Below are 12,621 nucleotides of genomic sequence, written 5' to 3'. Positions count from 1 at the left end.
ACGTTCTGGACATTTTGTACAATTGACGCTACAAGGTCGACATCGATTGTTTTGTACAAAACACGCAACGTGCCGAGGAATGCGAAATGGCGTCTAACGCCGCCCGTCGAAACCTAGACGCAGAAGCCCCCCTTCGGGAAGTGGTGGCCGCCTTCACGGCCGCCGTGCAGAAGCTGTCCGCCGGTCAGCGGGGGCAATTGTTCGTCCATCGGCGGGAGATGCCCAAGTTCGTCTCCAGCATCATCGCGCAGCTGGAGGCTCCGGCCGAGGACAGCCCGCTCCCGACGCAAGGCGAAGGTGTCGAGGCGCTGCTGACGGCCGCTGAAGGCCGTCGCCGACTGTCGCCCCTGGTTGCGCCCTTGGCGCTGGAGGAATGGGCAGGGCCCGTCGCCGGTCCGTCCGACCTGGAGCGCAGCCAGGGCATCGCGCGCTCGACCCTGCATGCCTGGCAAAAGCAGGGCCTGGTGATCGGCTTGCTCAAGAGCGCACGCCATCACGTCTTCCCGCTGGCCCAGTTCATTGACGGTCGCCCGATCCAAGGTCTCGACGCGGTCTTGGCGACGGTCGGCGATCCGCGCACGGCCTGGCTATGGCTGGTCACCGAGCACCCGGAACTGGGCGGCAAGAAGCCGGTCGATCGCCTGAAGGCGGGCGCGGTTGATGTCGTCAGCGACCTGGCGGGCCGAGACTTCGGTCAATCGTGATCTTCGACCCGGCCGTCATCAAGCGGCTGACCCTGCCGTTCCGCCCTCGGCGCTGGCTAAGGGTCACGCCGCTTGCCTTCAAGGCCACGCCGCTGGGCCTTGGCTTCGGCAGGACGCGCTTCGCCAGCCCGGACGACAGGTTCAAGGTGCTCTATATCTCGCCAGCCATCGACACGGGCGTGGCCGAGACCCTGATCCGCGACCGGTTCGTCGGCAAGGCCCGGCGGCTCATCACCCAAACCGAGGTCGAGACCTGGGGCGTCTGCGAGGTCGAAGCGGTCTTGGACCTGAACCTGCTCGACATCAGAACGACGGGCCTGCTCCAGCTGGGCGTCGCCACGGACGCGGCCAGGGCCAAGTCGCACAAGGCGGGCCGGGCCTTCAGCGCCCGGGTGTTCGAACAGGCCCCCGAGGTCGATGGCCTTCTGTATTCGTCGCGCCTTACTGGCGGTCCTTGCGTGGCCGTCTACGAGCGGGCCGTCGCCAAGTTGGAGGGTGGTCCGGTTGTTGAGCTTTCCCGCCTGCCCCAACTGGCGCCGGCGCTGGCGGAACTCAATGTCGAACTGATCGCGCCGTAGGCCTGTCCACCGTGGCCCCAATCGGCCTAGCCTTCGTTCCCCCGGCCCAACTTTAAGCGCTGACCACGCACCAAGGACCACCATGACCGAGAACCCCATGCTTGAGGGCCCCAGCGCCGCCCCAGCCTCTGGCGGCAAACCCAAATCGCTGGTCATTTTCCTGCATGGCTATGGCTCCAACGGAGCCGATTTGATCGACCTGGCCCCCTACTGGGCAGGCGCCTTGCCCGACACCCTGTTCTTGGCGCCCGACGCGCCGCAGTCGTGCGAGGGCGTGCCCTTCGGCCGGCAGTGGTGGGCGCTCACAAGTCTCACGCCCCAGGCGCGAGCCGCTGGCGTCCGCGTTTCCGCGCCCGCCCTGAACGCCTTTATCGACGCTCAGCTGGAAGCGCATGGACTGACCGAGGATCGGCTGGTCTTGGTCGGCTTCAGCCAGGGCACGATGATGGCCCTGCACGTCGGTCCCCGTCGGGCCCGACGTCTGGCGGGCGTCATCGGCTTCTCCGGCATGTTGGCCGATCCGGACGCCCTGGCCGCCGAGGTGATCTCCAAGCCGCCGATCTTGCTGGTTCACGGCGATCGGGACGAGGTCCTGCCCGTCAGCGCGCTGGAGGCCGCCAGGACCCGGCTGGAGGCCCTGGATTTCGACGTCGCCGCTCATGTCTCCCACGGGCTGGGCCATAGCATCGACGAGGCCGGGTTGCATCTTGGCGCGCGCTTCCTCGCCGAGCACTTGGCGTGATCCTCGTCCAGCGCCACACGCCCGGCTGACCGATGCTGGCCGCCACAAGCACGGCCCCGCCGCGGCGCCCGCGATGGGGATGGTCGGGAAGGTCCCTGTTCGTACCTTCAGGCCGGGCGCGGCAGGCCAGCGTCGCTCAGTTCGTCCTTGGTTACGTAGCGCTCGGAGGCGTAGTAGGCATTCAGGCGCTGGGGATCGTTCTGGCTGGGATCGGTCAGCCAGCGGGTGTGCCAGGTCATGAACCACAGCCAGTCGGCCTTCGGTCCCAGAAGCGCGGGGTCCGGGATGGGCCCGTTCTCGTGCAGGCAGATCGGCAGGGTGTCGCCGACGACGGCCTTCACGGCCTGGTACATCGAGGCCAGGTCGCCGTGGTCCTCGACATAGAGGTCCGCGCCGGCGACATCGACGCGGCCGCGTCCCGGAAACCAGGCCGGATCGACGTTCTGTCCAGCCCAACCGGCCACCCAGATCAGATTGTCCAGACCACGCCGCTGGGTGAACTCGTCGTGCATCAGCGCCCAGAGCGCCTTGAACGCCTCGGGTCCATGCTTGCCCCACCAGAACCAGTCGCCGCTGAACTCGTGCAGCGGCCGCCACAGCACCGGGACCTTGCGGTCGCGCAACACCGTGAGCCGGTCGCCGATCCTCGCGAGGTCGCGGTGCAGGGCCAGATTCTGGGGTGAGCCGGGCTGGAGAGCGGCGATCAGGTCGAAGTCCTTCTTGGCGTTCTCGTAGCCTGGTCCAACATCGGGCGCGCCCCAATGCCAGCACAGGCTGACGATCCCGCCCGATCGATGCCAGGCGATCGCCCGCGCGTTGACGGCTTCGTTGTCGCGCGGGTCGATGTAATCGAGGCCAAGGATCGCCGGCAGGCGGCCGGTCACCTTCTCGATGTAGTCGAGCTCAATCGGGCTGGCGTGGGCCACGCCTTCCTGCTGACCGGTCAGGGTCCGGCGGCCATAGAGACTCCAGAGAAAATCATAGAGGGCGCGCGCCTGCGGGGATGCGCCTGGGTTGCTCAGCCTGGGCCGACCCGACGCGGCGCGGGCGGCGTCGGCCAGCGCGGCCGCGGCCAGTCCCGTCGTCAGCGTCGCTCGCCGCGAAAGTCCCATGATCGTTCCCCCCTGCCCTGCTGCGGTAGGCGTGACCCAAGTCGAGATCAACATGGGAGGCTGCCGCCCTGACGTTCGCGTCACCTTGACACCGTTCGATGAAGAGTGAGGAAGGAGCGCCGGCCTTCGAGCGTTCTGGAGTTGATACACAGAGTGTCTCGCAGGGCGTCGGCCGCGAAATCCCCTGGGGAGCATGGTCTATGATAAAGGTTGTCAGCGGAAAGCTGCACGGCATCAAGGTCACGGACGCCAATCTCAACTATCATGGTTCCATCACCCTGGATCCGGTGCTGTGCAACGCAGTCGGCATCGCGCCTCTGGAATTTGTCGAGATCTGGAACAAGGCCTCCGGAGCCAGAATTTCCACCTATGTCATCTACGGAGAGCCCAACTCGGGATGTTGCATCCTGAACGGCGCGGCCGCGCGCACCTGCCAGCAGGGGGATGAGATCATCATCGCCAGCTCGGCCTATATCGAGCCGAATACGATCACCGACATCCGGCCCAAGGTTCTCACCTTCGGTCAAGACAACACTGTCCGTTCGCACTTTGCCTACGTCGTCGGCCGAGCCCAGAGCGGGGACCTCACCTTCTCGACCGAGGAGATCGACTGGCCCAGGTCCGAGGCGGACCGGCGCGGGGCCTCGCTGCAGGTCCAGCTGTCCAAACTCTCCGACACGCTGCGCGCGAAGGGTTGGAGCGAGATCGAGATCGCCCAACTCGTCGAGCGCAGCGTGGCGGACCCTGTTGCCGGCGCCTGAGCCCGTGGCGACAGGGATTTTCTCGCGACCATTGGCGCGGAGCTATCCGCCGAGGCCGCAATCAGCCTAGCTTTGGTCAACGACCCAGCTTGACCTCCCGCGCGGCGGCCGGCGGGCCGGATGCGTACGAGCTTCGGGTGCGAGAACGAGGACCTGCGACATGGGCGAGATCAATATTCCCCGCCGCGAGCAGCAGGCCCTGGCGGCGATCGACATGCGTGAGCTTGAAAGGCTGATAGACCAGGCGATCTCGACCGAGCAGATCGGCGCGTTGCGTAGCCTGCTTTACGATTGCGGTCCCTATATCGCCAGGGAGCTGAGTTCATTCGAAACAGCGCTTAAAAGACATCGAGACGCCAAGTCGGCGCGTAAGCGCGAGGAGACCGACAGGGACGTACGCAAGGAAGCGTACGACCTCTCCCACGCGGTGGCGACGATGAAGGACCGGATGGAAGAGGAACTGAAGGACGGCGAGCGCTTCTATGTCGACGACCAGATCATCGCGCCGTTTCGTTTCGACAAGCATCTCAGCGTCACGATCCACTACCGGTGGCGACAGGCGCTCGAGGATCCGTGGACCCATGGCGCGATCACCTTCGAACACGAGGTTGACCTGCGCCCGGACTATTCAAGGCCCCTTCCCAAGCGGAAACCGAGCGCGGCCAAGGCGGCGCAGGAGCGGCAGACCCTGCTCTACGAGACCTGGCAACGCCTCATGAGGGGCGCGCTCTGTTCGGTCAGGGACTTTCTCAAGGACGGCGGCGACGGGCGCGCGATCCCCAAGGTCTTTCAGGCGACGGTCGATTCCCATTCTCGAGGGCTGAACAACTACAGCACCCAGTTCTGGCGACAGCAGGCTTGATCCGCGCCTCGCTCGGGCCGCCGTGCTCACATCCGGTCGGTCTAGGCGTTCGGGGCAAGGCCGCCGCTAGACCCTCCGAAGCAACCAGGAAACCCGCTCACCGTGTCGAGCCGCCATGGTCTTTCAATTCGCGCCGCCAATGGCGGCGACCTTGACGGGATCGCCGAGTTGCTCGGCGCAACGGTCCCCCGAAACCGGTTGGCCGCGCGGCTTGCGGCCCTCCAGGACCAGCCGGGCGTACTTCTGATCGCCGAGGAATGGGGGCCGCCATCAGGATTGATCGCGGCCCACTGGCACGCGGTCTTGACGGCCGACCTCAAGGTCGGCTGGATCTCCACGCTCCTGGTTGATCCAGACCGCCGTCGCAACGGCGTTGCGCGGCTTCTGCTGAAGGCTGCGTCCCAGGCCGCGCGCTCGGCGGGATGCGGCGATCTGGAACTTCACGCGCCGCCCGAGGCCGCAGAGTTGCGAGCGTTCTGCCTGGCCACGGGGTTCGTCCAAGGCGGTCATGTGTTCAGCCGGCCGTTGCGCAAGCGCGTTTAGCGGCCGTCCGTTCAGGCCAGATCCGGCGCGACGACAGGGGCGAGGGTCGGAGCGGTCCGAGGCGTCTCACGCAGCGTTGCGTTTTCATGCCGTCTCCATGCGATCTGCACATCCGTTCGGTCTACTGACTCCAACTTCGCGCGAGAGAGCAAGCTGATGAGCTATTCCAGAACGGCGGAGCGGGTTTGGGCGCTCGCCCGTCCGGCGGCCTGGCTCCTGATCGCCGTGGCGCTGATCGCGCCCGCGGTGGCGATGCGATTTACGTCCGAAGTCAAATGGACGCCGTCGGATTTTGCCGCCGCGGCCGTCGTTCTGATCGGCGCCGGCCTGATCTGCGAGACCTTCGCCTGGCGCGTTCGAAATCCGATCGCGCGCATCCTCTTCTCGTTGACGATGGTCGTGCTCGTCGCCTTGCTTTGGGGCAGCGCCATCAATTGAGGTCAGCGGCGGGCCGACCTTCGAGCGCGCCCGGTGAGACCGTTTGAGATTTGCCCGAACTGGTTCAGTCCTGGTCGCTCGCCCGCGCCCGCTCTCTGCCTAATCCTTCTTGCGCAGCGCGCCGGCCAGCTGTTGATCGGCGTCTTCGCCGGCGGTTCTGCCCAGGGCCTCGGCAAGATCATAGAACGTGGTCGACGACACTGAGGCGGTGAAGGACAAATCGCCTCTCCCCGCCATGAGGCGCCTGACGATTTCGCCCTTCTGCTCTTCGGTCGCGTGGTCGAACTGGGGGTGGTTACGGTGGTAGCGAGGGGTCCAGTCGTCGTCACCGTTGTCTAGCCAGAGTTCGGCCGAATAGTTGAGCGTCTGCGGCGAGCTCACCGTCAGCGACATGTTGGTGATCGGCAGGCCGTAGCCCTCGTCATCGAAGCCATCCTCCGCCGCGTAGCTGAGGAAGATCGCGTCGAGCGCCTCGCCCAGCCCATGGCGCCGGCTAAACAGCGGATGATCCAGGATGGGCCGCACCGTTTCGCCGCCCATGTTCTTGTCGGGATCGGTCGCCGCCTCGCGAAATCTCGCGACCGTGAGGCCGGCTTCGGCCGCCGCGCATCGCGACATGACCGCCAGCAGGATGTTGGTGAGGCTCGTCGCCGTCAGGCGCTGTCCGTGGGACATGGCCTTGTCCCCCAGCATCGCGGAAGCTTCGAGGCCGGCCGCAAGCGCCTCTATTTCCGCCTGGGGAAGCCCGAGGGTCTGGGCCACAACGGTTGTCAGCTCATCGAGGGTCATGAAACCAGGACAACCAGTTTAGGCTCGCGCCGCAAGGTCATCTGTCAGGAAGATCGTCGGGGATCAGTCCGCGGATCTGTGCCGCCAACAGGTCTGGCCCCCTGTAGAAGCTCGCGATCATCGCATTCATCCAGGCCTGCGGATCGAGCTTCGTGAAATCCAGGAGGTGGCCGGCCTCGGCCGCGAGCATCGCGAGAAAAGCCGTCTGCGCCCGGCCGTTTCCTTCCCGAAACAGATGGATCGCGTTGAGTTCGGCCAGAAAGTGGGCCGCGTCGACGGCGAAGGCGGCGGCGTCTCGCCCGCGAAGGTGGTCGCGCGCCTCAAGCCAGCCAAACAGCTTTTCAAGCTCTTGGTCGAAGCTTTCGGGATAACAGAACGGGCTTCCGTCCTTGAAAATGCGGATCGTCCTCGGCTTCCCAGCCCAGTCGTAGACGTCCTGAAACAGGTGGCGGTGGACAGCCTGGAAATGCGCGGCGTCGAACGCCCCTGCGGGAAACGGTTCTTCCGACCGCTGCGTGACCGACAGGGCTTCGAACGCCTCAAGCTCGTCGGGGTCGGTCAGTCCGGGCCGGTTGCGCAGCACCGGCGCCCCGGCCGCCGCATAAGGGTCCTCATCGGCGAAGTAGTCGTCGCTCAGGATCTAGGCCTTCACGGACTTCGCGCGACCGCTGTGGCCCTTCACGGTTCCGGTCGTGCCGGCCGCAAGCGTGGTCAGTTCCTTGCGAAGCTTCGCGCGCCGTTGCGTCGGCGTCAGGTCTTCACGATCGAAATCTTTGAACGCCCGCTCCCCGGCCGGGCCCAGTTTGACGCCCTCGACGGCGTTCAGCTTCGTCATCGCCAGGCGACCTAGGGTGAAGCTGGCGCTGACACGGCCGTTGGGACCAGCGACCTGAAGAAGACCGCCGTCTTCTCGGACGATCCGCCTGGCGGCCGCCAAGGCCGCCGCCTTGGTGTCGAAGACCTGAGATGTGTTCGCGCCATGGGTCGTGACGGACCAGCCGCCTTTGGCGTTCTTGGCGACAAGAAGCGTTCTGCCTGAAGAGCGTGTCATCAGGGATGTTTGTAGCACAGGGTCGCGATCAACGCCCAGATCGATCACGCGCAAAGCCTGCGCCGATCAAGGTTGGCGACGGAGTGGCCGGTCGTCGGGGGTGTTGGCTCATCGCCGGCTGAAGCTCTGCGGCGCATCGCCGCGCCGCGCCTCGTTTCTCGATCCGGCTACGGAGAAAACACCAATCCGTAACGGCGTTCAGTGCATCAAGGGATCCGAAGGTGCGCAGTGACCCGTCGAAACATAGAACTCAAGATCTTTGGCATGATCGTCGGCCTGGCGGCGATCGTTCTGGTGATGGCCGCGATCGGCCTGGTCGCGGGCGCGCGCCACGCCGACACCCGCGAGCGGCGCTACGAACAGGAACTGGTCGCCGAGGGCTTCGCCCAACGCAAGGCCGAGATCCAGACCAGCCTCAATCCCTTCGTCATCTGGGACGAGGCGATCATCAAGATCGACAACCAGTTCGACCGCGCCTGGATCCGCCAGAATATCGGCGCCTCGATCACGGCCAATCTCGGTTTTCCCACGGTGTTCATCCTCGATGGGCGCGACGTTCCCATCTATGGCCGCCAAGGCGATCAGGACGTGTCGGCCTCGGACTTCGCACACCTGGCGGTGGCGACGTCTCCCCTGATCGCTCGGGTGCGCGCCATCGAGGCCGACAAGGGCCAGATGGCCGCGCTGCACGCCGTCCATGTCACCGGCGTCGAATATCTCGACGGCGCGCCGGTGGTTTTGACCGTGTCCTTGATCCGGCCCGACCTGAAGGCGCGCCTGACCGGGGCGCGCGCCCCGCTGCTGGTGACCGGCGCGCCGGTGTCGCGAAGCATCGTGGCGGCCTTCTCGCGGCGCTACCGGCTGGACCGCGCCCACATCCAGGTCGGCGCCGGAGACCTGCGCCAGGCGGCGTCGGTCACCATGGGGCGAACGCCCGATCAACGTCCCATCGCGCTGGTCTGGACGCCGCGTCGTCCCGGCGCTGAGTTGCTGCGGCTTTCTTTGCCGCTGCTGGGCTTGGCGGTCGTGGTGGTGTCCATCAGCGGCGGTCTGCTGTTTCGCATGACGCGCCGCGCCGCCAAGCGCCTGATCCTGAGCGAGGCGGAGGCCAAGCACATGGCGCTCCACGATCCCCTGACGGGCCTGGCCAATCGCGCCATGTTCAACGCCGAACTGAACAAGGCCAGAATGGATCTTGGCCGCCGCCCGGGCCAGGTCGCCCTGCTCTGCATCGACCTGGATCGCTTCAAGGAGGTCAATGACACCTACGGCCACAAGGCCGGCGACATGGTGATCGCCGAGGTCGCCCGCCGCCTCAAGGCGGCGTGCCGGGCGAACGACACGGTCGCGCGCCTGGGGGGCGACGAGTTCGCGGTCATCATGACCGACACCACGCCCGACGGCGCGGCGACCCTGGCCGGTCGGATCGTCCAGGCGATGCAGGATCGCGTCGACGTTTCGGTGGGCCTTGCGCAGTTGGGATGCTCCATCGGCGTCAGCGTCGTGCAGGATCCGGAAGTGCTGCAGGTCGACGCCTTGCGCCAAGCCGACGTCGCCCTCTATCGGGCCAAGCAGGGCGGCCGCAATCGGTTCACCTTCTTCGAGCCGGAGATGGATTCGGCGCTGCGCCTGCGCAAATCCCTGGAGCAGGATCTACGCGCCGCGCTCCAGGCCGACGCCATCACCGTGGCCTATCAGCCCATCGTCGACCGCAAGGGGCGCCGCATCGGACTGGAGGCGCTCGCGCGGTGGACGCACGCCGAGCGCGGCGTGATCACCCCGGCGATCTTCATTCCGCTCGCGGAAACCAGCGGCATGATCGGCGACCTTGGCGCCCGGGTGCTGGGCCAGGCCGCGCGACACAGTCATCGTCACGCGGGCCTGGAGATCTCGGTGAACGTCTCGGCGCTGCAGCTGTCGGCGCCGGGGTTCGTCGACGAGGTCAGCGCGATCTTCAGCGAGACGGGCGCTCTGGCCAGGAACTTCACCCTGGAGATCACCGAGACCTGCTTGCTGGGCGACGATGCGTCGACGCGCGAAGCGCTGCGCCGCCTCAAGGAGCTTGGATTCCGCCTGGCCCTGGACGATTTCGGAACGGGCTACTCCAGTCTGTCCTATTTGCGCCTGCACCCGATCGACAAGCTGAAGATCGATCGCTCGTTCGTCAGCGCCCTGCCCGAAGACGCCACGGCGCTGTCGCTGACCAAGGCGCTCATCGGCATGGCCAAGTCCCTGGATCTGAAGGTGACCGCCGAAGGCGTGGAAACCGAGGCCCAGATGGCCGCCCTGGTCAAACTCGGTTGCGACGAGTTCCAGGGCTTCCTGTTCGGCCGGCCGGTCGAAGTTGTCGACGAGGTTGGCTGCCTCACGCGATAGGCTCCGGCGCCGAACCGTCGGCGCCGCTTTTGGACCCACGTCGGGCGCGCGAGGCGGCCAGGGCGGCGCCCGCCACGGCGGTTCGCGGCGGGCGCTCCGTCGGCTACTCCCAGTCCAGTCGTGGCGACAGCTTGGCGTAGGCGGGAATCTTCCGCGACGTCCCCCGGGCTGCGTACTGGGCGGCGATGGCCCCATGCAGGCCGGTCACATCCGGCTCGAGCATGTCCAGCATGGCGTCGGCGAGAACTGGAAGACCCTGAACGCCGCCGGCCTCGAGATGGGCGTGGGCGGCGGCCCTGGCCTGCTTCCAGGCCCAGCCCCCGTCCCCGGCCTGGCGGAAAAAGTGAACCTGCTCGACGATGTCGTTGATCCACAGCCAGGGTTCGAGCCGCTCGACGGTTCGACCCGCCAGGCGCCAGAGCGGGAAGTAGTCGCGGCTGAACACCACCTGCGACCCGTCCGACAATCCCCAGTAACCGTAGGGCAGCCAGAACCGCCAGGGCACGAAGTCGTCGGGCCGGGTCTTGGGACGCGCCAACTCGCTGGATCCACGGTCCATGATGGCGATGTCGCCCATCACCTGGCAGGCGCCCCTCTGGCTGACCAGATAGCCGAACTCGGGCTTGCCGCCCTGGGATTTGACGCGGACCAGCTCGCCCGGCTCGCCGCGTTTGACGTCGGCCAGACGTCCCGCCCGCCAGCCGGCGGCGCGGATCGCCAGATGGTCCTCCAGGGTCCAGGCGCGATCGCCGGTCAGGCGGGACTGGCCAAGGGCGTATTGGACATCGCCTTCGGGCAGATCCAGAGCGCGCGCCAGGGTCGCGGTCAGGGCTTGGGCGCGGGCGCGGAACGCTTCGGCTTCCAGGGTCTGGTCCAGGGGCGTGGGCGAGGCGCTGACGGCCTCGCGTTCGAACTCGTACCAGTCGCGGTAGCCCAGGGACCGGGTGATCGCGGTTTGAACCTGGGAGAGCTTGCGCTCGCTCAGGGCGGCGGCGAGACGCTTGGCGGCCTTCTTGGGCCGGTCCAGGGACGGATAGTGGAACTTCATGGCAAACCCGATCGCGGTGCCGTCGTCGAGGCGTGTCCACTGCGCCCACAAGCACCTTGATGGGGTGAAAGGGGTCTTGGTCGTCTGTTCCTGCCAAGAAGGCTTCGCCATTGTGGACGGCGCGGCCGGTTGAGCCACGCGACGAGTCTAGACCTGAATCGCACGGGGACGCACGACCTTTATGTCGCGGGCGGCGCGGCGGACGATCGGCCGCCGCTCGGGCGTCAGCGCTCGATCAGGGGCCTGACAAAACGTCCGAAGGCCTGCAGGGTCTCCTCGATCACGCCGAAGATCCGCGCGATGAAGACGTCCGACAGGTAGAAGATCCAGGGCTCCCCGCCGCTGGAAGACTGCTGGAACCAGTCGGAGGGCCAGGCCTCCTTGGTCGCCGCGAAATCGGCGCGTTCGTCGGCCGGCCACTCGTAGCCCAGGTGCACCATCTTGTTGCGGTAGTGGAACAGCGCGGCCAGCACCATCGGCAGGTCCGCGGGCAGCTCGGGGGTCAGGCCGATGGCGTCGGCCAGGTCGCCGATCCCCCTGACGACGTCCCGAAGCTTGGTCTGGTCGAAGTGGCAGTCCCATCGCCGCTCGGCCTTCAGGCGCCATCGCGGATGCGGCGCGACGGCGATCTTGCGCTTCTCGTAAAGCCGCTCGACACCCCGGAAGGCCTGGTCGAACAGGCTCTCGACAAAAGGAGCCAAGGCGCCGACCGCGGCCATGCTGTAGGCCGCGTCGCGATAGACCGAGTGGTGGTAGTGGTCGATGGATTCGTCGATGGCGCGTTGGGCGGCCGATCCGGTGGCTTTGGCGGCGTAGTCCTCCAGCTGGCGAACCTCCGCGCTGAAGTCCTGGGCGTCGCGCCGATGGACGCTCAGAAGGCCATGAATGGCCCTGAGTTGGGCGTCGTAGTCATAGTGGTGGTTGTCCAGCACCATGAACGCCATCTCGCGATCGTCGAACTCGAACATGCCGCCTTCCCCCTCCCGGCGCTTTCCCGCGTCCCGCCGCGCCCCCTGACGCGCTCACGCGATCGTCCGTCGTCTCAAATCGCCTGGCGACGGATCTCGTCGATATGGTCGAGGGTCTCGTCCACGGCCAGCACCGCCCGCAGCTTGGCGTCCTCCAGACTGTTGCGCCAGTGGGCGATGGGCGGGCTGTAGCCGTCGGGGCCCTCGGCGGTGTGGCGCGCGTGGACCTGCCAGCGTCCCTTGCTCTGGGCCGTGATGTTCAGACGCACGCCCTGAATTTCGGCGGCGAAGCCGCCGTCCGTCGGCGTCCAGGTCGTGGCGTCCGCCAAGCGCTGGGCTCGCGCCTGTTCCCGTTTCAGCAGGGTGAGGATCACGTGCATCTCCCCTGAAACCCGAGCCTCCTCCCCCGCCATGCGCTGGATGCTGCGCAGGATGGTCTTGGCCTCGCGCCGATCGCCAAGCTCGGTCATCAGGCCCGCCAAGCTGCTCTGGTTAAGGCTCAGGGCGTCGAGCGTCTCGCGCAGCCGGCCCGCGTCCAGGGGATCATTGGCGACCATGGCGTTCTCCAATACGACGAAACGTCGTAATTACTATACGACGTTTCGTCGTATATCAAGGCCTGAGCCGGTTTGCCTTGGGCCCTGGATCG

At 66.5% G+C, this 12,621-nt stretch carries 15 protein-coding genes; 8 read left to right on the top strand and 7 right to left on the bottom strand.

The features are described 5' to 3' along the window. Positions 1-143 precede the first annotated feature (143 nt). The 3 genes from AC07NI_RS25250 to AC07NI_RS25240 all read left to right on the top strand — a co-directional run bounded on the left by AC07NI_RS25250 (position 144) and on the right by AC07NI_RS25240 (position 2,024). Positions 144-704 (top strand): antitoxin Xre/MbcA/ParS-like domain-containing protein, encoded by a 561-nt coding sequence (locus tag AC07NI_RS25250; RefSeq protein ID WP_494624294.1) that lies wholly within the window; start codon positions 144-146, stop codon positions 702-704. Then, positions 701-1,282 (top strand): RES family NAD+ phosphorylase, encoded by a 582-nt coding sequence (locus AC07NI_RS25245; RefSeq protein WP_494624292.1) that lies wholly within the window; start codon positions 701-703, stop codon positions 1,280-1,282. Before AC07NI_RS25250 ends, AC07NI_RS25245 begins: the two co-directional genes overlap by 4 nt. A gap of 82 nt (positions 1,283-1,364) precedes the next feature. Next, on the top strand, positions 1,365-2,024 hold the full coding sequence (locus tag AC07NI_RS25240; RefSeq protein WP_494624290.1) for an alpha/beta hydrolase: 660 nt from the start codon (positions 1,365-1,367) through the stop codon (positions 2,022-2,024). Between the two features lie 107 nt (positions 2,025-2,131). Here AC07NI_RS25240 and AC07NI_RS25235 read toward each other — a convergent pair whose 3' ends face one another. Beyond that, complete coding sequence (locus tag AC07NI_RS25235; RefSeq protein ID WP_494624288.1) at positions 2,132-3,136, bottom strand: glycosyl hydrolase; 1,005 nt, start codon at positions 3,134-3,136, stop codon at positions 2,132-2,134. Between the two features lie 200 nt (positions 3,137-3,336). Here AC07NI_RS25235 and panD point away from each other — a divergent pair, with 200 nt between their 5' ends. The 4 genes from panD to AC07NI_RS25215 all read left to right on the top strand — a co-directional run bounded on the left by panD (position 3,337) and on the right by AC07NI_RS25215 (position 5,740). Then, positions 3,337-3,897: an aspartate 1-decarboxylase gene (gene panD / locus AC07NI_RS25230; protein WP_494624287.1), complete on the top strand. Its 561-nt coding sequence runs from the start codon at positions 3,337-3,339 to the stop codon at positions 3,895-3,897. A gap of 160 nt (positions 3,898-4,057) precedes the next feature. Next, complete coding sequence (locus tag AC07NI_RS25225; protein WP_494624285.1) at positions 4,058-4,759, top strand: hypothetical protein; 702 nt, start codon at positions 4,058-4,060, stop codon at positions 4,757-4,759. A gap of 102 nt (positions 4,760-4,861) precedes the next feature. Continuing rightward, positions 4,862-5,302 (top strand): GNAT family N-acetyltransferase, encoded by a 441-nt coding sequence (locus AC07NI_RS25220; RefSeq protein WP_494624283.1) that lies wholly within the window; start codon positions 4,862-4,864, stop codon positions 5,300-5,302. 156 nt (positions 5,303-5,458) lie between these two features. Continuing rightward, positions 5,459-5,740 carry a hypothetical protein gene (locus AC07NI_RS25215; RefSeq protein WP_494624281.1) on the top strand — a complete coding sequence of 94 codons (282 nt, stop codon included), beginning with the start codon at positions 5,459-5,461 and terminating at the stop codon, positions 5,738-5,740. 99 nt (positions 5,741-5,839) lie between these two features. Here AC07NI_RS25215 and AC07NI_RS25210 read toward each other — a convergent pair whose 3' ends face one another. From AC07NI_RS25210 to AC07NI_RS25200, 3 genes are read right to left on the bottom strand one after another with little or no spacing between them, the layout of a single operon-like run. Next, complete coding sequence (locus AC07NI_RS25210) at positions 5,840-6,529, bottom strand: hypothetical protein (RefSeq protein WP_494624279.1); 690 nt, start codon at positions 6,527-6,529, stop codon at positions 5,840-5,842. A gap of 37 nt (positions 6,530-6,566) precedes the next feature. Further along, positions 6,567-7,112 carry a Fic/DOC family protein gene (locus AC07NI_RS25205; protein ID WP_494624277.1) on the bottom strand — a complete coding sequence of 182 codons (546 nt, stop codon included), beginning with the start codon at positions 7,110-7,112 and terminating at the stop codon, positions 6,567-6,569. 57 nt (positions 7,113-7,169) lie between these two features. Then, positions 7,170-7,628: a DUF2188 domain-containing protein gene (locus AC07NI_RS25200; RefSeq protein ID WP_494624275.1), complete on the bottom strand. Its 459-nt coding sequence runs from the start codon at positions 7,626-7,628 to the stop codon at positions 7,170-7,172. 216 nt (positions 7,629-7,844) lie between these two features. Between AC07NI_RS25200 and AC07NI_RS25195 the strand changes: the two genes are divergently transcribed. Further along, a complete protein-coding gene (locus tag AC07NI_RS25195) occupies positions 7,845-9,956 on the top strand; it encodes a putative bifunctional diguanylate cyclase/phosphodiesterase (RefSeq protein WP_494624273.1) in 2,112 nt (703 codons plus the stop codon). Positions 9,957-10,059: 103 nt separating this feature from the next. On the opposite strand, the gene AC07NI_RS25190 is transcribed toward AC07NI_RS25195, so the two are convergent. From AC07NI_RS25190 to AC07NI_RS25180, 3 genes are all read right to left on the bottom strand, one after another. Continuing rightward, positions 10,060-11,004 carry a hypothetical protein gene (locus tag AC07NI_RS25190; RefSeq protein ID WP_494624271.1) on the bottom strand — a complete coding sequence of 315 codons (945 nt, stop codon included), beginning with the start codon at positions 11,002-11,004 and terminating at the stop codon, positions 10,060-10,062. Between the two features lie 224 nt (positions 11,005-11,228). Continuing rightward, a complete protein-coding gene (locus tag AC07NI_RS25185; protein WP_494624269.1) occupies positions 11,229-11,972 on the bottom strand; it encodes a hypothetical protein in 744 nt (247 codons plus the stop codon). A gap of 74 nt (positions 11,973-12,046) precedes the next feature. Beyond that, a complete protein-coding gene (locus AC07NI_RS25180) occupies positions 12,047-12,529 on the bottom strand; it encodes a hypothetical protein (protein WP_494624267.1) in 483 nt (160 codons plus the stop codon). Positions 12,530-12,621 lie beyond the last annotated feature (92 nt).

The organism is Caulobacter sp. GW821-FHT10E02 (genome assembly GCF_059415225.1).
This window is presented reverse-complemented; position numbering and strand designations above follow the sequence as displayed.

What these genes read in the sequence shown, in the direction of transcription:
- AC07NI_RS25240 (WP_494624290.1), top strand. Translation starts at nt 1,365, where the DNA reads ATGACCGAGAACCCCATGCTTGAGGGCCCCAGCGCCGCCCCAGCCTCT.
- AC07NI_RS25235 (WP_494624288.1), bottom strand. Translation starts at nt 3,136, where the DNA reads ATGGGACTTTCGCGGCGAGCGACGCTGACGACGGGACTGGCCGCGGCC.
- panD (WP_494624287.1), top strand. Translation starts at nt 3,337, where the DNA reads ATGATAAAGGTTGTCAGCGGAAAGCTGCACGGCATCAAGGTCACGGAC.
- AC07NI_RS25225 (WP_494624285.1), top strand. Translation starts at nt 4,058, where the DNA reads ATGGGCGAGATCAATATTCCCCGCCGCGAGCAGCAGGCCCTGGCGGCG.
- AC07NI_RS25215 (WP_494624281.1), top strand. Translation starts at nt 5,459, where the DNA reads ATGAGCTATTCCAGAACGGCGGAGCGGGTTTGGGCGCTCGCCCGTCCG.
- AC07NI_RS25210 (WP_494624279.1), bottom strand. Translation starts at nt 6,529, where the DNA reads ATGACCCTCGATGAGCTGACAACCGTTGTGGCCCAGACCCTCGGGCTT.
- AC07NI_RS25195 (WP_494624273.1), top strand. Translation starts at nt 7,845, where the DNA reads ATGATCGTCGGCCTGGCGGCGATCGTTCTGGTGATGGCCGCGATCGGC.
- AC07NI_RS25190 (WP_494624271.1), bottom strand. Translation starts at nt 11,004, where the DNA reads ATGAAGTTCCACTATCCGTCCCTGGACCGGCCCAAGAAGGCCGCCAAG.
- AC07NI_RS25185 (WP_494624269.1), bottom strand. Translation starts at nt 11,972, where the DNA reads ATGTTCGAGTTCGACGATCGCGAGATGGCGTTCATGGTGCTGGACAAC.
- AC07NI_RS25180 (WP_494624267.1), bottom strand. Translation starts at nt 12,529, where the DNA reads ATGGTCGCCAATGATCCCCTGGACGCGGGCCGGCTGCGCGAGACGCTC.